This window comes from Streptomyces sp. NPDC059037 (genome assembly GCF_042740015.1).
In the GTDB taxonomy this organism is placed as follows: domain Bacteria; phylum Actinomycetota; class Actinomycetes; order Streptomycetales; family Streptomycetaceae; genus Streptomyces.
This window is the reverse complement of record NZ_JBHYIG010000184.1, coordinates 2878-19899: the sequence shown is the minus strand read 5'-3', so window position 1 is coordinate 19899 and position 17022 is coordinate 2878. Positions and strand designations below refer to the sequence as shown.

At 71.2% G+C, this 17022-nt stretch carries 13 protein-coding genes and 1 tRNA gene; 7 read left to right on the top strand and 7 right to left on the bottom strand.

Annotation, left to right across the window (positions count from 1 at the left end; genetic code table 11):
- Positions 1 to 88: 88 nt before the first annotated feature.
- Both ACFWY6_RS30445 and ACFWY6_RS30440 read right to left on the bottom strand, forming a co-directional pair.
- Positions 89 to 2674 carry an ABC transporter permease gene (locus ACFWY6_RS30445; protein ID WP_384697014.1) on the bottom strand — a complete coding sequence of 862 codons (2586 nt, stop codon included), beginning with the start codon at positions 2672 to 2674 and terminating at the stop codon, positions 89 to 91.
- Entirely contained in the window at positions 2671 to 3459 is a 789-nt protein-coding gene (locus ACFWY6_RS30440; protein WP_363270078.1) for an ABC transporter ATP-binding protein, read from the bottom strand. The genes ACFWY6_RS30445 and ACFWY6_RS30440 overlap by 4 nt, the downstream gene beginning before the upstream one ends.
- Before the next feature lie 474 nt (positions 3460 to 3933).
- On the opposite strand from ACFWY6_RS30440, the gene ACFWY6_RS30435 reads away from it, so the two are divergent.
- Complete coding sequence (locus ACFWY6_RS30435; RefSeq protein ID WP_384697018.1) at positions 3934 to 5427, top strand: MFS transporter; 1494 nt, start codon at positions 3934 to 3936, stop codon at positions 5425 to 5427.
- A gap of 185 nt (positions 5428 to 5612) precedes the next feature.
- On the opposite strand, the gene ACFWY6_RS30430 is transcribed toward ACFWY6_RS30435, so the two are convergent.
- Entirely contained in the window at positions 5613 to 5855 is a 243-nt protein-coding gene (locus ACFWY6_RS30430) for a hypothetical protein (protein ID WP_384697021.1), read from the bottom strand.
- 108 nt (positions 5856 to 5963) lie between these two features.
- On the opposite strand from ACFWY6_RS30430, the gene ACFWY6_RS30425 reads away from it, so the two are divergent.
- On the top strand, positions 5964 to 6386 hold the full coding sequence (locus tag ACFWY6_RS30425; RefSeq protein WP_384697015.1) for a DUF485 domain-containing protein: 423 nt from the start codon (positions 5964 to 5966) through the stop codon (positions 6384 to 6386).
- Positions 6383 to 7999, top strand: a complete 1617-nt coding sequence (locus ACFWY6_RS30420) for a cation acetate symporter (RefSeq protein WP_384697011.1) — start codon at positions 6383 to 6385, stop codon at positions 7997 to 7999. The genes ACFWY6_RS30425 and ACFWY6_RS30420 overlap by 4 nt, the downstream gene beginning before the upstream one ends.
- 57 nt (positions 8000 to 8056) lie before the next feature.
- On the opposite strand, the gene ACFWY6_RS30415 is transcribed toward ACFWY6_RS30420, so the two are convergent.
- The 3 genes from ACFWY6_RS30415 to ACFWY6_RS30405 form a co-directional block, all read right to left on the bottom strand.
- Positions 8057 to 8941: a cellulose-binding protein gene (locus tag ACFWY6_RS30415; protein ID WP_384697008.1), complete on the bottom strand. Its 885-nt coding sequence runs from the start codon at positions 8939 to 8941 to the stop codon at positions 8057 to 8059.
- Positions 8942 to 9322: 381 nt separating this feature from the next.
- Positions 9323 to 11929, bottom strand: a complete 2607-nt coding sequence (locus ACFWY6_RS30410; protein WP_384697005.1) for an SUKH-4 family immunity protein — start codon at positions 11927 to 11929, stop codon at positions 9323 to 9325.
- 7 nt (positions 11930 to 11936) lie between these two features.
- Positions 11937 to 12923, bottom strand: coding sequence for an SMI1/KNR4 family protein (locus tag ACFWY6_RS30405; RefSeq protein WP_384697002.1), 987 nt, complete (start codon positions 12921 to 12923; stop codon positions 11937 to 11939).
- A 320-nt stretch (positions 12924 to 13243) separates the two neighbouring features.
- Between ACFWY6_RS30405 and ACFWY6_RS30400 the strand changes: the two genes are divergently transcribed.
- Both ACFWY6_RS30400 and ACFWY6_RS30395 read left to right on the top strand, forming a co-directional pair.
- Positions 13244 to 13804, top strand: coding sequence for a YwqJ-related putative deaminase (locus tag ACFWY6_RS30400; protein WP_384696999.1), 561 nt, complete (start codon positions 13244 to 13246; stop codon positions 13802 to 13804).
- A gap of 35 nt (positions 13805 to 13839) precedes the next feature.
- Entirely contained in the window at positions 13840 to 14349 is a 510-nt protein-coding gene (locus ACFWY6_RS30395) for an SUKH-3 domain-containing protein (RefSeq protein ID WP_384696997.1), read from the top strand.
- A gap of 99 nt (positions 14350 to 14448) precedes the next feature.
- Here ACFWY6_RS30395 and ACFWY6_RS30390 read toward each other — a convergent pair whose 3' ends face one another.
- The gene (locus ACFWY6_RS30390) at positions 14449 to 15771 is read right to left on the bottom strand and encodes a sensor histidine kinase (protein ID WP_384696994.1); all 1323 of its coding nucleotides are present in this window, start codon (positions 15769 to 15771) and stop codon (positions 14449 to 14451) included.
- 167 nt (positions 15772 to 15938) lie between these two features.
- On the opposite strand from ACFWY6_RS30390, the gene ACFWY6_RS30385 reads away from it, so the two are divergent.
- A complete protein-coding gene (locus tag ACFWY6_RS30385; RefSeq protein ID WP_384696992.1) occupies positions 15939 to 16814 on the top strand; it encodes a hypothetical protein in 876 nt (291 codons plus the stop codon).
- Between the two features lie 15 nt (positions 16815 to 16829).
- Positions 16830 to 16901, top strand: a tRNA-Gln gene (locus ACFWY6_RS30380).
- Positions 16902 to 17022 lie beyond the last annotated feature (121 nt).

Here is a 17022-nt window from a genome sequence, read left to right as displayed (position 1 = left end):
ACACCCCCCCCCCCCCCCCCCCGCCGCGGCCCCCCGGGCGCGCCCCCCCCCCGCCGGGGGCCGATTCCCCGCACCCCCGTAGCGGGAGCTATTCGGTGGCGATGGCGTTCAGGACGTTCATCCGGCCCGCCCTGAAGGCCGGGACCAGCGCCGCGAACAGGCCCACGAACGCCGAGCCGATGAAGACCGTGATGATCGTCGGCCAGGGGATCTCCAGGACCTTCAGGCCCTCCAGGGCGAGCAGCTGCTGCGCCGTGGCGCCCCAGCCCATGCCCAGGCCCAGGCCGAGCAGCGCGCCGAAGAGGGCGATGACCACCGACTCCATGCGGATCATGCGGCGCAGCTGGCGGCGCGAGAGGCCGATGGCGCGCATCAGGCCGATCTCGCGGGTCCGCTCGACGACCGAGAGGGCCAGGGTGTTCACGACACCCAGGACGGCGACGATGATCGCGAGGGCGAGCAGGCCGTAGACCATGTTCAGCATCTGGCCGACCTGGTCCTTCAGCGTCTCCTTGAAGTCGGTCTGGTCCATGACCTTGTACTGCGGGTAGTCCGCCATGGACGCCTTCAGCGACTTGTACGCCGCGTCCTGCTGCCCCTTCTCCGCCTTGGCGAACATGATCTCGTTCGGCGGCATCCGGTCGGCGGGCACGTACTGCGCGGCGGTCGAGATGTTCACGTACATCGCGCCCGAGTCGATCGTGGCGTCGCTCGACGTGATGGCGCGGACCGTGATCTCGCCCGTCCGGCCGCGGTCGAAGGCGAGCTTCACCTTGTCGCCGACGGTGATGCCGTGGTCCTTGGCGAAGTCCTCGCCGACCGACATGGAGTCCGGCTTGTAGGCGTCGGCGAGCCTGCCCGCGACCGTCTCGCTGCGCACATCCTGCGCGTACGTCGCGTCGGCGGCGCTCAGGCCGACCTCCTTGGCGACCTTGCCGTTCGGGGGCGTCAGGTCGGCCTTGATGTCCTTGTACCGGGTGATGTGGGCGACGTGGTCGGCCTTCTCCAGGGACTTCGCGGCCTTCGGCGTGATCGCCTGGTTGTTGTCGGACTGGATGATGAAGTCCGCGCCGACCGACTTGTCGAGCTCGTCCGTGGCGGAGGCGACCATCGAGGAGCCGACCACGGAGAGGCAGGCGACAAGCGCGAGGCCGATCATCAGGGCCGCGCCGGTGGCGCCGGTGCGGCGCGGGTTGCGCAGCGCGTTGCGCTCGGCCATCCGCCCGATGGGGCCGAACATCCGAAGGAGTACGGCACTGATGACGCGGACCACGCCGTTGGCGAGGACCGGGCCGATGACGACGAAGCCGATGAGGGTGAGGACGACACCGCCGCCGAGGAAGAGCGAGCCGTCGCTCGCCTTGTCCGCCTGGGACGCGGCGTACAGGCCGTAGCCGCCGGCGCCGGTGAGGACCAGGCCGATCACCGCGCGCAGCGCGCTCGCCCTGCCGTCGGCCGGGGTTCCCGCGTCGCGCAGCGCGGCCATCGGGGAGACCTTGCCGGCCCGTCGTGCGGGGAGGTAGGCGGCGAGGACGGTGACGACGACGCCGAGGACCATGCCCACCACGGGGGTCGTCCACTTGACGGTGAGGTCCTGGGTGGACAGCTCCATGCCCATGCCGGACATCAGCTGCATCAGGCCGACGGCGAGCCCGACGCCCGCGCCGACGCCGAGGACCGAGCCGAAGACACCGAGCAGCAGCGCCTCGACGAGCACGGAGCGGTTGACCTGCTTGCGGCTCGATCCGATGGCGCGCATCAGGCCGATCTCGCGGGTGCGCTGGGCGACCAGCATCGAGAAGGTGTTGATGATGAGGAAGATGCCGACGAGGAAGGCGATCCCGGCGAAGCCGAGCATCGCGTACTTCATCACGTTCAGGAAGCCGCTGACGCTCTCGCGGTTGTCGTCCGCGCTCTCCTTCTGCGTCTTGACCTTGTACGCGGAGGCGTCCGCGCCCATCGTGTCGGTGACGTTCCGCTTGAGCGCCGCGTCGCTGACGCCGGCCTCGGCGGAGACGTTGACGTGCGTGAACCGGCCGGTGGTGCCGAGCAGTTCGCGCTGTGCGGTGGCGGTGTCGAAGTAGACGATCGCGGCACCGGGGTTGGTCACCTTGAAGGTGGCTATGCCGGAGATCCTGGCGGTGTGGTCGCCGGAGACGGCGATCGTGCGCAGTTCGTCGCCGATCTTCAGGTCGTGCTTGTCGGCGGTGTCGGCGTCGATCATCACGTCGGTGGGGCCGCGCGGGGCGTGCCCGGAGGTGATGTCCATCGAACGCAGGTCGTTGCGCGTCCAGTTGCCCGCGATGGTCGGGCCGCCGTTGGTGGGACCGACGTTCTCCTTCTCGGAGTTGACGACGGTCACGCTCTCGCTGCTGACGGCGCCCTCGGCGGACTTCACGCCGTCCGCCTTCTTCGCCTGGCCGACGACCGACGCGGGCATCGACTCGGGCTTGCCCGTGTCGGGCCGCTCACCGGGGTCCGTCGCGGACTTGGAGGTGACGGTGACATCGGCGGACGTCGCGGCGAAGAGCTTGTCGAACGTCGTGTTCATCGTGTCGGAGAAGACGAGCGTGCCGCAGACGAACGCCACCGAGAGGACCACGGCCACCGCGGAGAGCGCCATGCGGCCCTTGTGCGCGAAGAAGTTGCGCATCGAGGTCTTGAGAACGGTCATGACGTACGCCCCCGCGCGTCGAAGTCCTTCATGCGGTCAAGGACCGTCTCGGCGGTCGGCGAGTACATCTCGTCGACGATCCGTCCGTCCGCGAGATACAGCACCCGGTCCGCGTACGAGGCGGCCACCGGGTCGTGCGTGACCATCACGATGGTCTGACCGAGCTCGGTCACCGAACGGCGCAGGAAGCCCAACACCTCCGCCCCGGCACGGGAGTCGAGGTTTCCTGTCGGTTCGTCGCCGAAGATGATCTCGGGCCGGGAGGCGAGCGCGCGGGCCACTGCGACACGCTGCTGCTGGCCGCCGGAGAGCTCGGTCGGGCGGTGCTTGAGGCGGCCCGCGAGGCCCACCGTCTCGACGACCTGGTCGAGCCAGCCGCGGTCGGGCTTGCGGCCCGCGATGTCCATCGGGAGCGTGATGTTCTCGATGGCGTTGAGCGTCGGAAGCAGGTTGAACGCCTGGAAGATGAAGCCGATCCGGTCCCGGCGCAGCTGCGTGAGCTTCTTGTCCTTCAGGCCGGTGATCTCGGTCTCGTCGAGGTATATCTGCCCGGAGGACACGGTGTCGAGTCCGGCGAGGCAGTGCATCAGGGTCGACTTTCCGGAGCCGGAAGGACCCATGATCGCGGTGAACTGCCCGCGGGCGATGTCCACGTCGATGTGGTCAAGGGCCACCACCCGGGTCTCCCCGGATCCGTACGCCTTCACGACCTGGCGCGCCCGTGCCGCCACGGCCGTACGCCCTCCAGTGCCCCCGTGCCTGGGAATGGTTACAGCCGATGTCACGGTAAGTCTCCTAAGTCGGTTACGCGGTGGGTCAGGCGTGTTCGCTACGCATAAAGAGTCTGGTCGGCCGAGGGGGTCTTGCGCGCTGGTGCCCGGCGCAGTCTTTTACTGGGGAAAACCCCACCCCTGGAGCTGTGGTTCTTCCGCCCCCGAGGGCGATCGGTCCGCCCCCGTCGGCATAAAGCCAATCTAAGGACGGGTCCTGGCCTTCTCGTCCTCCAGCGGTACGAACGATCCCCGGTCCGTAGTACGGAGGTTCCCCTAGGGGATCTCCACCCGCCGGTGGAGCCGGACTCGGGGATCACTCCACCCTCGTACCGACCGGACACCGCCCCACCTGCCGAGAAGGTCTCCACCCCCTGCCCCCACCACGCATCGGGTGAGAAGGTGGCCCGGAGCAATTACGTGCAGGGGGAAGGAATCTCGGTGGGCACTGACGACATACGACGCCGCGGGCCCGTCGTCGCCGCGCTGATGCTCGCCATGGCCCTCGCGGCCCTGGACTCCACGATCGTCTCGACCGCCATCCCGCAGATCGTCGGCGACCTCGGCGGCTTCTCCGTCTTCTCCTGGCTCTTCTCCGGCTATCTGCTCGCCGTCACGGTCACCCTGCCCATCTACGGCAAGCTCTCCGACACCTTCGGCCGCAAGCCCGTCCTCATCGCGGGCAGCATCCTCTTCCTGATCGGCTCCGCCCTCTGCGCGAGCGCCTGGAACATGGGGGCGCTGATCGCCTTCCGCGTCGTACAGGGCCTGGGCGGCGGCGCGCTGCAGGGGACGGTGCAGACACTCGCCGCCGATCTCTATCCGCTGGAGGAACGCCCCAAGATCCAGGCCAAGTTGTCCACCGTGTGGGCCGCGTCGTCGATCGCGGGACCGGCCCTGGGCGGCCTGATCGCCGCGTACGCCGACTGGCGCTGGATCTTCCTGATCAATCTGCCCATCGGGGCGGTGGCCCTGTGGCTGATCGTGCGCCATCTGCACGAGCCGGAGCGGGCGGCGGCCACCGCCCGGGGGCGCACCGACTGGGCGGGCGCGCTCGCCGTCTTCGCCTGCGGCGGCGTCCTGCTCACCGCGCTCGTGCAGGGCGGCGTCGCCTGGGGCTGGCTGTCCGCGCCCTCGCTCGCGCTCTTCGCGGCGGGCCTCGCGCTCGCGGCCGCCGTCGTGGTCATCGAGCGGCGGGCGGCCGAACCGATCCTGCCGGGCTGGGTCTGGCGGCGCCGCACCATCGCCGCCGTCAATCTCGCCCTGGGCGCGCTCGGCCTCCTGATGGTCGCCCCGACGGTCTTCCTGCCGACGTACGCGCAGTCCGTGCTCGGCCTCGCGCCGATCGCCGCCGGGTTCGTGCTCTCCGTGATGACGCTGAGCTGGCCGGTCTCGGCGGCCCTGAGCCAGCACGTGTACCGCAGGATCGGCTTCCGCAACACCGCGGTCGTCGGCATCGGCGCGGCCGCGCTCCTCCTCTTCGCCTTCCCGCTGCTGCCCTATCCGGGGCAGGCCTGGCAGCCGGCCCTGATCATGCTGCTGCTCGGCGCGGCGCTCGGGCTCTTCCAACTCCCGCTGATCGTCGGGGTGCAGTCCACCGTCGGCTGGTCCGAGCGCGGCACGGCGACCGCGTCCATCCTCTTCTGCCGCCAGATCGGCCAGACCCTGGGCGCCGCCCTCTTCGGCGCGGTCGCCAACGCGGTGCTCACCTCGCGGCTCGGCGGCGCGGGCTCCCTGGACTCGGTCGCCCACGCCCTGGAGGACCCGGCGTCGGTCGCCGACCCCGAACGGCTGCGCCGCGCGGTCGACTCCGCCGTCGACACGGTGTACGTGGGGGCCGGGTGCGCGGCGGTAATCGCCCTGCTCGTACTGGTTTTCCTCGCGCCCCGACGGTTTCCGGTAATCGGCGCGAAGACCCCGGAGAACGGGGAGAAAACCGGCCCTACGCCGCGTGAACGCCCCGTGAATAAACCGGCCGAATAAACCGACCCAGCAGTATGCCCAAACCCCTTCGCAGCCCCGCTACTTACAAGTAACGTGCTCGGTCCTCACCTCTCGCTCCCTGCGGTCCCGCACCGGACCGACGCCGCGCAAGGAGAACCGGGATGCCGCACCGTCACCACCCTCAACACCCTCAGCAGCCCCATCCCTCTCAACAACCGTACGAATCAAGCCAGTTGCAGCAACCGCAACAACCGAAAGGCCAGGCACAGCAGCCATATCCGGCAGGGCAGCCGCGGCACGCTCAACAACCGCAGCAGCCGCGCGACCCTCAACCGCCGCGGCAGGCACAGCAGCCGCGCCGCGCTCAGCAACCGCAGCAGCCCTATGAGCCGGAGCAGAGGGGACAGCCAGAGCGGCCGGAGCGTCCAGAGCCCCAACGGCCGTACCAGCCGCAGCAGCCACGCCACGCTCAACCGTCGCGCCAGGCACAGGAGTCAGAGCCGCAGCCCCAGCCCCAGCGGCCGTACCAGCCGCAGGAATCTCCGCCTCCCCAACGGCCGTACCAGCCGCAGCCCCTGCGTCTCCCCCGCCACCCGCACCTCCCGCCGCACGACTCGTCCCCGTCCTACCCCACCTATCCCTGGCAGCCGGTCGCACCGCCGCCGCCCCCACCGCCGCCACGCCCCCGCCGCCACCCGGCACTCGGCCGCCACAGTGACCTGCGCTTCCTGCGCAGCGCCTACCGCTGGCAGCGTCGCGTGGCCACGCTCACCGCGCTCGGATACTTCACGCTCTTCCTGATCCTCTCCGCCTACGCGCCGTCCCTGATGACGGACACCGTCACCGGCGGGCTCTCCGTCGGTCTGCTGCTCGGCCTGTGCCAGCTCCCCGTCACGCTCCTCGCCATAGCGCTGTACGAGTTCACGGCCCGCCGCCTCCTCGACCCACTGGCCCAACGGCTGCGCAAACTGGCCGAGTTGGAGGCGAACCGCTCATGAACATGTCCGCCGTCCTCGCCACCGACTCCGCACAGGCCATGTCCCTGGTGGCCTTCACCGCCGTCGTCACCCTCACCCTGCTCCTCTGCGTCCTGACCGGGCCCGACCGCGACGACCTCGGCGAGTTCTACACCGGCTACGGCGCGCTCTCGCCGATGCGCAACGGCCTTGCCATCGCCGGCGACTACATCTCCGCGGCGACCGTCCTCGGCACCGGCGGCGTGATCGCGCTCGTCGGGTACGACGGTGTCGTCCTGGCCCTGAGCACGGCGCTGTCCCTGATGCTCCTGATGTTCCTGCTGGCCGAACCCCTGCGCAACGCGGGGCAGTTCACCATGGGCGACGTGCTGGCCCGCCGGATGCCCGGCCGCGCCGTACGCATCACCGCATGCGCGGCGACGCTGGCCGCGCTGATCCCGCTGATGCTGGTCCAGCTGGCGGGCGCGGGCGATCTGCTCGCCTTCATCCTCGGGTTCTCCAGCGAGGGCCTGAAGACGGGCTGCGTCGTCGCACTCGGCGCCCTCATGATCAGCTACGCGGCGATCGGCGGCATGAAGGGCACCGCCCTCATCCAGATCCTGAAGATCGTGATCCTGCTCGGCTCCGGCCTCGTCATCGCCGCACTGATCCTGCGCCGCTTCGACTGGGACCTGGGCGCACTGCTCGCCGCAGCCGAGCGGGGCAGCGGCATCGGACCCGCCTTCCTCCAGTCGGGACTGCAGTTCTCGGGCGGCCCCAACCCCCGCCTGGACATGATCAGTTCGGAGCTGACGGTGGTGCTCGGCGGGGCCTGCCTGCCGCACGTCACCATGCGCATGTACACGGCACGCAGCGCACCCGAGATACGGCGCTCGATGTCCTGGGCGGTGTCCTCGGTCGCCCTCTTCGTGCTCATCATCTCCATCGTCGGCTTCGGCGCGACGGCGATGATCGGGCGGGCGGCGATCGCCCAGGCGGACCCGCAGGGCAACACGGCGTATCTGATGGGCTCCAAGGCGGTGTTCGGCGCGAACGCGTCGACGGTGGAGACCCTCGTCTTCACGACGGTCACCACGGCGATCTTCCTCACGCTGCTCGCCTCGGTCGCGGGAATGATCCTGGCCTGCGCCAACTCGCTGGCCCACGACGTCTTCGCGCACCGCCGCCGCGGCATCACACCGCGCCGGGAGATGACGCTCGCCCGCGTATCGGCCTTCGCCGTCGGCGGCCTGGCGATCTTCCTCGCGGTCCTGGTGCAGCACCGCAATCTGCAGCCGCTGGTGACGCTCTCGTTCTGCCTGGGCGCGTCCGCCCTCGCGCCCGCGCTGGTCTACAGCCTCTTCTGGCGCCGCTTCACCCGCAGGGGCCTGCTGTGGACGCTGATCGGCGGCACGCTGGGCTCCGTCATCCTCATGACGGGCACCAACCTGGTCTCGGGCTCCCCGGCTTCGGCCTTCCCCGACCTGGACTTCAACTGGTTCCCGTTCACCACGACCGGCATCGTCTCCATCCCCCTCGGCTTCCTGCTCGGCTGGCTGGGCACGGTGTCGTCCGGCCGCAGGGAGTCGGAGGAGCAGCGCAGGCAGTACGAGGCGGTGGAGGGCTGGATCCTGGCGGGCATCAAGCGGAGCTGAAGTCGCTACGGGGTAATCGGGTGGGTGGGCGGGAAAAAGATCGCCGCGAAGCGGCGTCTAGGACACCCGCCGAGTCAGCGCAGCGAGACTGCTCCGCACATGCTCCATGTGCGCCCGAACCTCCTCCCACTCCTCACCGTGCTCCCGCAGAACCCGCTCCGTCTCCCGGGCGACCCCTTCCTCCCGCACCCCCGCGGCAGCGACCAGCTCCGCGGCACGCGCCTCCGCGTCCTCCTGCCCGTGGCGGGCGGACTCCTCAGCCTCGGCAAAGGCCCGCTCGGCCTCGGACAGGCGGGCCTGGGCCGCGGCCACGAGCGAGGCCTCCTGCGCCTCGGCCGCCGCCTCCCGCCGGGCGATCTCCCGCTCGGCCGCCTCCCAGCGCTCGGCGTGCTCCTTCTCCTGCTCCTCCAGGAGCGCGGCACTGCGCTGCCGCATCTCCCGCAGCGCGGCGAGCGCCTCGCCGCGGCACTCCTTCACATCACGGCGGGCCGCGATCCGCGCCTCGTCCGCAGCGGCGCGGGCCGCGAGCAGCCGCTTCCCGGCCCGCTCATCGGCCTCGGCGAGCAGCCCGTCGGCGTACGCACCTGCGGCCTCACGCACCTCCCGCGCCGCCGCGTCGGCGGCCTCGCCCACCCGCAGCGCGTCGGCCTCCGCGGCCGCCCGCAGCGCTTCGGCCTCCGCCTCGCTGACCGCCAGGATCTCCTGTGCGCGCTCGCCGAGCTCCTCGTACGTCTGCGGGGCGAGCCGCGCGACCACGTCCCGCAGCCGCGCCGCCTCCGCCTCCATGTCCTTGGCGAGGACGGTGAGCCGCGCCGCGCGCTCCCACGCGCCGTCACGGTCCCGGGAAAGACCGGAGGCGTACGCGTCCACCTGCCCGGGCCGGTAGCCGCGCCCGCGCACGGCGACGAAGCCGTACGGCGAGGCCGTTGCACCGCTGCTCATCGTTGAATCCCCTCTCCGAGGCACCACGCGCGTACTACGCGATTGGCGCACATCTTGATGGATCAAGCGGATTCGCTCATAACGCGACACTCCGCTCATCTCACCCGGTCAAGGATGCGCCATTTCCCGCCCAAAGCCGGAATCTCTCTCACAATGCGCCACGACACAGCACGAGCCACCGCTTCACGACGGCCTCTCCCACCCACCCGATACCCCGGGCAATCGGGCGGGTGGGCGGGAAAGGCTTGTTCGGGGCCGGGGAATGCGGGGTGATCGGGTGGGCGGGCGGGGAAGATCCGCCGCGAAGCGGCGACTGAACACACAAACGAGGCGCCCGCCCCCCAAACAGGGCCGAGCGCCTCGTGTCACAACCGCCGGGAGCTACAGCAAGCCGTCCCACATCTGCTCAAGCAGCACCGACCACCAGCTCTCCGGAGACGCAAGCGCCGCCGGGTCGAGCGCGGCAAGCTGGCTCTGGAAGTCGACGGTCCAGCGCCCCGCCTGCTCCTGGTTGAGCCCGAACCGCAGCCGCCACATCCGGCCGAGCAGCGCCAGGCAGCGGGTGAACTCGGGCAGCCCCGTGTTCACGAACTGCGGCGGCACCGAAGCCCCGCCGGGACCCGCCTCCACCGGCACGGCCACGATGTTCGCCGTGCCGTACTGGACACAGATCGCCCGGCCGAAGTCGCTGCCCATGACGAGGTACGAACCGGCGTCCGACGCCGGCTGCACGCCCCGCTCCTGCGCCGTCTCGGCAAGCGTCGGCACCGGACGCCCCGGCTGGGCCTGCGCCCAGAAGAACGGCCCGAAGTCGACGGGCAGACCCGCCACGACGAGCGTGTGCGCCACGATGTCCGGCACGCCCTGCCGGGACACCGCCCGCTGGTCGAAGCGGAAGATGCCGGGCCCGAACGCGCCCGCCAGCTCCTGCGCCACGCCCTCCGGCGGAATCGGCGGCGCGGGCTGCACCTGCGGCAGCGGCGCGCGCACCGGCGCGGGGCGCGCCGGACCGTCCGCGACCTGGTGCAACTCGCCCTGGTGCGCGATCAGTTGCTGCATGCCGCCCTGCCGGGACGCGTGGTCCTTGCCGTACGGGGCGATGGACGTGATCCGCGCCTGCGGCCACGTCTCGCGGATCATGCGGGCGCAGTACGCACCGGGCAGCTCGCAGGACTCCAGCTCGGTGTGGAGTTCGAGCACCTGCTGCGGCGGCACGTTCATGCCGCGCAGCTCGTGCAGGATCTGCCACTCCGGGTGCGGGGTGCCGGGCGCCGAGCGGCGGATGAGCTGCTGCTCGGAGCCGTCGGCCGCGCGGTAGCGCAGTACGGCCTGGTAGCCGGGGCCGACGGTCGGCTGACCGGTGGGCGGCTGCGGGTAGCCGTACGGCTGGCCCGGCGCGGGCGGCGGCATGCCGGGAGCACCGGGACCCTGCGGCGGCAACGGCGCACCGGGACCGCCGACCGCGGGTCCGGCCAGCATCGTCGCTGCGTGGTGGACACCGCCGCCGGGGGGCGGGGTGCCGGGAGCGCCCGGGGCGCCGGGAGCACCCGGAGCGCCAGGGGGCTGGGGAGCGCCCGGCGGCTTGATCCCGCCGGGGCCGCCCATGCTCGGGTCGGCCAGCATCGTGGCGGCATGGTGCACCCCACCCGGAGGCGTACCCGGCGTACCGGGAGGCCCAGGAGGCTGCGGCGCACCAGGAGCACCAGGAGCACCAGGAGCACCAGGAGCACCCGGCGCACCCGGCGCCGCGGGAGCACCAGGAGCACCAGGAGCCGCAGGAGCCCCCGGAGCCGCAGGCGGCTGAGGCCCGTCCGGCCCCAGCGCCGAGACGAGCTGCGTCGGGACATAACCGCCCGCCGGCGTACCCGGAGCACCGGGCCCGGACGGCGGCGGCGTACTCCCCGGAGCCACACCGGGAGTCCCCGGCGCGCTCGGAGGCGGCGGCGTCCCCGCACCGCTCCCACGGGCGGACCGCGGCGGCGCCTCCGCCTTGCTGGTCGCGGCGTCGGCGATGTCCCCGGCACCGGGCGGCACGGGAGCCGCGGGCCCCTGCGGATAGCCGTACGCGGAAGCGTCCGGCACGCCCGCTCCCGGAGGCGGCGGCATGTTCACCGCGCCACCGGCCGGCGGCGGAGGCAGGTTCGGTCCCGGAGCCGCCGGGGCCTGCGGCGCACCCGCGCCCGGAACGTCAAGGGCGGGCGCCACCGTCGTCGACGGAAGCCGGCTGCCGCCGTGCATCAGCGCGGTCTTGGCCTCCGGCGAAACACCGGGCGGCGGGGTGTCGTCGTCGTCACCGCCGACCAGCGGCGGCGCGAAGACCGTCGCGGGCGCGGGCACCGAACCCTCGTCGCCCGACTGCCCGTTGGTGTCGGTGCCGTCCCACGGAGCGGCACCGGCGGGCGCACCGCCCGACGCACCGGCCGCCGGCCACGGCGTACCGCCACCGGGCGCCTCGGGCGCAGCCGAAGCAGCGGGCGCAGGTGCGGGCGCCGGAGCGGCGGGCTCGGGGGCGGAGGGAGCAACAGGAGCAGCGGGAGCCGGAGTTGCCGGAGCCGCGGCCGAACCCCCGGCCACACCCGCCCCGTTGGACGCATCCGCCCGCCGATCCGGGATGCCCAGCTTGTCCGCCGCCTCCTGGAGCCACTCCGGAGGACTCAACAGGAACGACGTCTGATTCAGGTCGACCCGCTCCGGCGGTGCCGGTGCCGGATCCTGCGGAGCCGCGTCCTGGACGCCGTACTCCTCTTCGTACCGGCGAATCACCTCACCGACCGGAAGACCCGGCCAGAGCGTGGCCTCACCGCTGTCCCGCGCGATGACGAGCCGCTGCCTGCCGCCGTCGGACACCGGACCGTTCTCCCGGTCCTCCGCCCACACGACAAAGCCGAGGTCGAACTCCCGGACCCGCACCTCACGATGCTGGTAGCCCGGCACATCGCCGTTGATCCACTCCTCGGCGCGCTCCTGCGCCTGCGCGAAGGTCACCATCGCCAAGTCACTCCCCCACCGGAACGGCGCGCGCGAAGCCGCCGTCCACCATCAGGTTCGCCACGGTCTCCAGCTCCGGCGGGTTCCCCGCGAGCCGGGACAAGAACGCGTCGAAATCGTCGCCGCACGGCAGCAGCAGCCGCTCCACCCGCTCGGCCGGCTGCCACCCGGCAGCTTCCGAGACGTCCCGGGCGTCGTCGTACGCGCAGAACCACACCGAACCGATCCGGTCGCCCTTGACCTTCACGGCGAGCAGCCCGCCCTGCACGAAGCCCACACCCAGATAGTCCTTGGTGAGATGGTCGCGCAGACATTTGTTCACGTACACCAGGTCGTTGACCGCGGCCTCGTCCCGCACCGTGAAGAACGGCTGGTCGACCAGGAGACCGAGCTCCGCGTCCAGCGCGGCGCCGACCGGCGCGCAGCCGCCCGCCGCCTTCAGGAACGAGCGGTAGGCGCCGGGCAGCCGGTAACCGAGGTCCTCCTCGACCCCGAGGATCTCCTGCTCCGACACCGCGACCGCCGACTTCGGCAGCGCGAGATGCGCGGGACGGGTCTCCTGGAGCGGGCGCGTACCCCTCTTGTTCTGGTCCACGGCCGTCGTCGCGATACCGCCGTGATGGCGAAGCAGCGCCTTCACCTCGACCGGCACCAGCTCCAGGCGGCGGCCGCCCGGCACGTGATGCCAGGTCCAGCCGTGCGGGGTCGCCACCGGCGGGATCGTGTCCCACAGGTCATGACCCGACGCCGCGAGCGCCGCGTTCGCGGAGACATAGTCCGTGAGACGCAGCTCGTCGACACCGAAGCCCTCCGGGGGCTCGGCGATCTCGGCCGCGGCACGCGCGTAGGCGGCAAAGTTCGGATAGCCGTGCTCGTCCATGCGCACACCTCTGGGGTGGCGCGAGGCCCGGACCGGATCCGGGAAGTGCACGATCTGCCCGGCGTAGGCCGCGTTCGGCGGCGCGGCCTGCTGCCCCAGCCGACCTGTCGTCATGGCGGTTGCCCCCTGCGGCACTGTTAATGGTTCTGCGGATCACTGTCGTGCGTACTGCGACGCGTACTGCTCTGTGCACTCTTTCGCGCACTGTTCTGCGTACTACGAATGTCGACAGCCTATGCGTAAGGACGACACCGGTCACCGGGCCTCCGGTTCCATGACCAGCAGCCACCGCACCGTCACCGTGCGACGAAAGCCAGGCGTGTCGCGCCGCCCCAGCTTCCGCACCACCCGCCCCATTTGGCAGGCTGTCCCCGCAACGCGGGGGCGTGGCACACGCGGTCACTGCCGCGAGTTGCGGGGAGGGAAGCACCACCATGCACACGGCACAAACCGGTCGGTCAAGCCACACACTGTCCACGACAGCGGCTTCCGGCACCGACGAGAGCGGCACCACCGGCTCGGGCGACCCCCGCGTCGGCTGGAGCAGCGCCTCCGCCCACGCGCCCGTACTGCGCCAGCGCCGCGACGGCATCCTGCCCACCGTCGCCGCCGCGCTCTCCGTCCGCGGCGCGACCCTCACCTGCACCGCGGGCCGCGGCGAGGAGCCCCCCGCGCTGCACCCGCTCGTACAGGACTTTCTCGACACCCTCACAAGCGGCCAGCGCGAACGCTTCACCGGCCGCTGCGCCGAGGCCATCCTCATCTCCCGGCACCTCAGCGCCGCCGACGGCAGCCGCTCCAAACGCGCGGCACGAAAACCCATGACCAACGGCGAAGCCCGCAAAGCCCTCAAACACGCCAAACTCACCACCCGCCGCATCCGCGAGGACGGCGACCCCCTGCACGGCGGCTTCGCCCGCCCCTGCCGCTCCTGCACCGCGCTCACAGCACACTTCGGCGTACGAGTCGTGGACCCGACCACCCCCGAAGCCTGACCTCCCACCGAGCCGCGCTACCGCAACGAGGGCCCATGCACACCGAACAGCAGCACCCCACCACTGCCGCCAACCCCCGCTTCCCCGTCCCCGTCGACGCCGCCCTGCGCGCGGCCGGCTGGCGCCCCGGACGCTGGGACATAAAGCAGGCAGAGATCTGGGCCGACGCACTGCGCAGCCACACCTCACCCGCGGGCCACCGGCACACCGTCTTCCCCGCGGCCGTCGAGGCCTGGGCCGAATTCGGCGGACTGCACATCACCCCGCAGGGCCCCGGCCGCCAGATAGCCCCCGCCGCCATGCACCTCGACCCGCTGTACGGCCTCCACATGGCCCGCACCCTGGGCGACCTGGGCCGCGCCCTGGACTCCGAGGTCTGCCCCATCGGCGAGGAGACCGAGACGCAGGCCCTGCTCGCCATCGACGCAGCGGGCCGCGTGTACTCCCTCGACCACAGCGGCGACTGGTACCTCGGCGCGCATATCGACCAGGCGCTGGCCACCCTGCTGTCGGGCACCCGGCCGGAGCGCCTGACGGCAGGCTGAGCCGAGCGCTCCGCCGGAAGGGCCGTCTGTCGTCTGCGACACCGTCGTGGCCGGTCGCGCAGTTCCCCGCGCCCCTTCGGGGCACTCCCCGAAGGGTGCTCAAGCCCCAGCCGGCAGCACCGCCGACACGCGGAAGCCGCCCGCGTCCGTCGGCCCCGACACGAACACCCCGCCCAGCGCGGTGACCCGCTCCTTCATCCCCACAAGCCCATTGCCACCGCTCGGCAGCCGCGCGTCCCCGGGACCCGCCTCCGGCGGCGGCTCGTTCTCGACCTGCATCGCGATCTCCGCACCACGATGCGCGAGCCGCACATACGTCTTCGCGCCCGCCGCGTGCTTGTGCACGTTCGTCAACGCCTCCTGGACCACCCGATACGCGGTCTGCTCCACCTCGGCGGCATACGCACGCGACTCCCCCTCCACGGACAGATCCACCGCCATCCCCGCCGCACGGGACTGCCCCACCAACTCGTCGAGCTCCGCCAGACACGGCCCGTCCTCATCGACCGCACGCGAAGCGGCAGCCGCCGCGGCGAACCCCACCGCGGCGAGCGGCACGGCCTCGGACGCCGACGCACGCTGCACACCCGGCCGCGTGCTCGCCTCACCGGTCCGCAGCACCCCGAGCATCTCCCGCAGCTCCGTCAACGCCTGCCGCCCCATGTCACCGACCAGGGCGGCATTCTTCACAGCCTTCTCAGGATCCTTACGGGCAACGGCCTGCAAGGCAGCCGCATGCACGACCATCAGACTCACCCGGTGCGCGACAACGTCATGCATCTCCCGCGCGATCCGCGTCCGCTCCTCATTACGCGCCCACTCGGCCCGCTCCTCGGCCCGCTCGGCAAGCAGCTGCAACTCCCGCTCCAGGCTGTCGGCACGCTCCCGCAGACTCTCCATGAGCCGCCGCCGGGCCCCCACATACATACCGAGCAGAATCGGCGGCGCGGTGACACCAATGGACGTCGTAATCGCAATGAACGGTATGAACCCCTCAGCGAACGCCAGATCCCCGCTCGCCATGTCCTGCCGCGTCCGCACCAACGTGACGATGAGCGTCCCGAGCAGCGACATCCCCGCGAGCGACCCGATGATCCGCCGCGGCAACTCGGAGGCCGCCAGCGAATACAGCCCCACGATGGTCAGCACAATCCCCATCTGAGCAGGCGTGATCGCGATCGAGACCAGCACCACCGCGATCGGCCACCGCCGCCGCAGCACCAACGACGCCCCGGCCACGGCCCCGAAGGCCACGCCGACCGGCGCCGGAATCCCCGTATCCCCCGAAAACGTGATCCCCTCGGCACCGCACTCCGCCGCCGAAACCAGCGCGAGCCCCACATCAAGCACGGCACTACGCCGCCGCTCCCACCACCACGGCCCGCCCCCGGCCGCCCTGTGGCTCTCCCCCGTCGTGGTCATGCCTTCCAGCCTACGGGCGCGAAGCCCTCCTTTTCCGGCGAGTTTTCCGCGCGGTGATCCAGCACACCCCTCGTTCGAGAAGAAGCGAAACCTGCCGGTATCCCTCGAACTACTGAATCGCTCACCATCTCGAACCGGACGTCCGCATTCCGGACGAGGGTTGCCGCATGACGGAAATCACGGGCAAGTACGCCGACTTCGAGGGGCTGCGGGAGCGGGCCATCGCCTTACGGCGGCAAGGACTGAGCCGCCGCCAGATCCGCGACCGGCTCTACGTCGACAACAACGACATCCTGAACCGCCTCCTGCAGGGCGAGCCGCCACCGGAGTGGACGAAGCGACCGAACGCGAAGGACGACCTGAGGGAGCGGGCGCGGGAACTGCGGCTCCAGGGCATGACCTATGACCAGATCCAGGTGGAGCTGGGGTGCTCGAAGAGTTCAATCTCGCTGTGGGTGCGGGATCTGCCTAAGCCGGAGCGACGGGACCCCTCGGAGCAGGCGAGGCTGGCGGCGCGGAAGCGGTGGGAGCACGAGCTCGCGGTGCGGGATGACGCGCGCAAGCACACCAAGGCTGCGGCGGCACGCGAGATCGACGCGATGTCGGAGCGTGAGTTACTCGTTGCCGGAACCGCCCTTTACTGGGCAGAGGGCACGAAAGACAAGTCGTACGCCCGTCGAGAGAACGTCATCTTCGTCAACAGCGACCCGGGCGTCATCCAGATCTACCTGGCTTGGCTGAACCTGTTGGGCGTGGAACCGGAGCGACTGAAGTACAGGGTCATGATCCACATGACGGCCGACGTCAAGGGCGCTGAGCACTACTGGGCCGACATGGTTGGGGTCGACGTCTCGACCTTCCAGAAGACGACCATCAAGAAGCACAACCCCAAGACGGTCCGGAAGAACGTGGGCGACAGCTATCGCGGCTGCCTCGTGATCCGCGTATCGCAGAGCGCCGAGCTCTACCGCCGCATCGAAGGCTGGTGGTCTGGAATGGTGACATCATCCCGAGGGGATCATGCCCCGCCTCTCCTCCGGTAGGGTTTAGAGCAGCAATCCGCCGTGGGGTAGCGGCATCCCGCAGGCCTTTGGAGCCTTGAGACGCTGGTTCGAATCCAGCCGGCGGAGCTGCCAGGTTCGGGGGGGGTCCCCCCCCCGCAGGGGCCCCCCCCCCAAAGCCCCCCCCCCCCCCCCCGCGACCCCCCGCCCCGCGCCGCCCCCCCCCCCGCCCCCGCCCCCCGCGCGCGGG

Bases quoted from the DNA above. Each gene is read 5' to 3' on its own strand.
- ACFWY6_RS30445 (WP_384697014.1), bottom strand. From the start codon at position 2,674: ATGACCGTTCTCAAGACCTCGATGCGCAACTTCTTCGCGCACAAGGGC.
- ACFWY6_RS30435 (WP_384697018.1), top strand. From the start codon at position 3,934: ATGCTCGCCATGGCCCTCGCGGCCCTGGACTCCACGATCGTCTCGACC.
- ACFWY6_RS30420 (WP_384697011.1), top strand. From the start codon at position 6,383: ATGAACATGTCCGCCGTCCTCGCCACCGACTCCGCACAGGCCATGTCC.
- ACFWY6_RS30415 (WP_384697008.1), bottom strand. From the start codon at position 8,941: ATGAGCAGCGGTGCAACGGCCTCGCCGTACGGCTTCGTCGCCGTGCGC.
- ACFWY6_RS30410 (WP_384697005.1), bottom strand. From the start codon at position 11,929: ATGGTGACCTTCGCGCAGGCGCAGGAGCGCGCCGAGGAGTGGATCAAC.
- ACFWY6_RS30405 (WP_384697002.1), bottom strand. From the start codon at position 12,923: ATGACGACAGGTCGGCTGGGGCAGCAGGCCGCGCCGCCGAACGCGGCC.
- ACFWY6_RS30400 (WP_384696999.1), top strand. From the start codon at position 13,244: ATGCACACGGCACAAACCGGTCGGTCAAGCCACACACTGTCCACGACA.
- ACFWY6_RS30395 (WP_384696997.1), top strand. From the start codon at position 13,840: ATGCACACCGAACAGCAGCACCCCACCACTGCCGCCAACCCCCGCTTC.
- ACFWY6_RS30390 (WP_384696994.1), bottom strand. From the start codon at position 15,771: ATGACCACGACGGGGGAGAGCCACAGGGCGGCCGGGGGCGGGCCGTGG.
- ACFWY6_RS30385 (WP_384696992.1), top strand. From the start codon at position 15,939: ATGACGGAAATCACGGGCAAGTACGCCGACTTCGAGGGGCTGCGGGAG.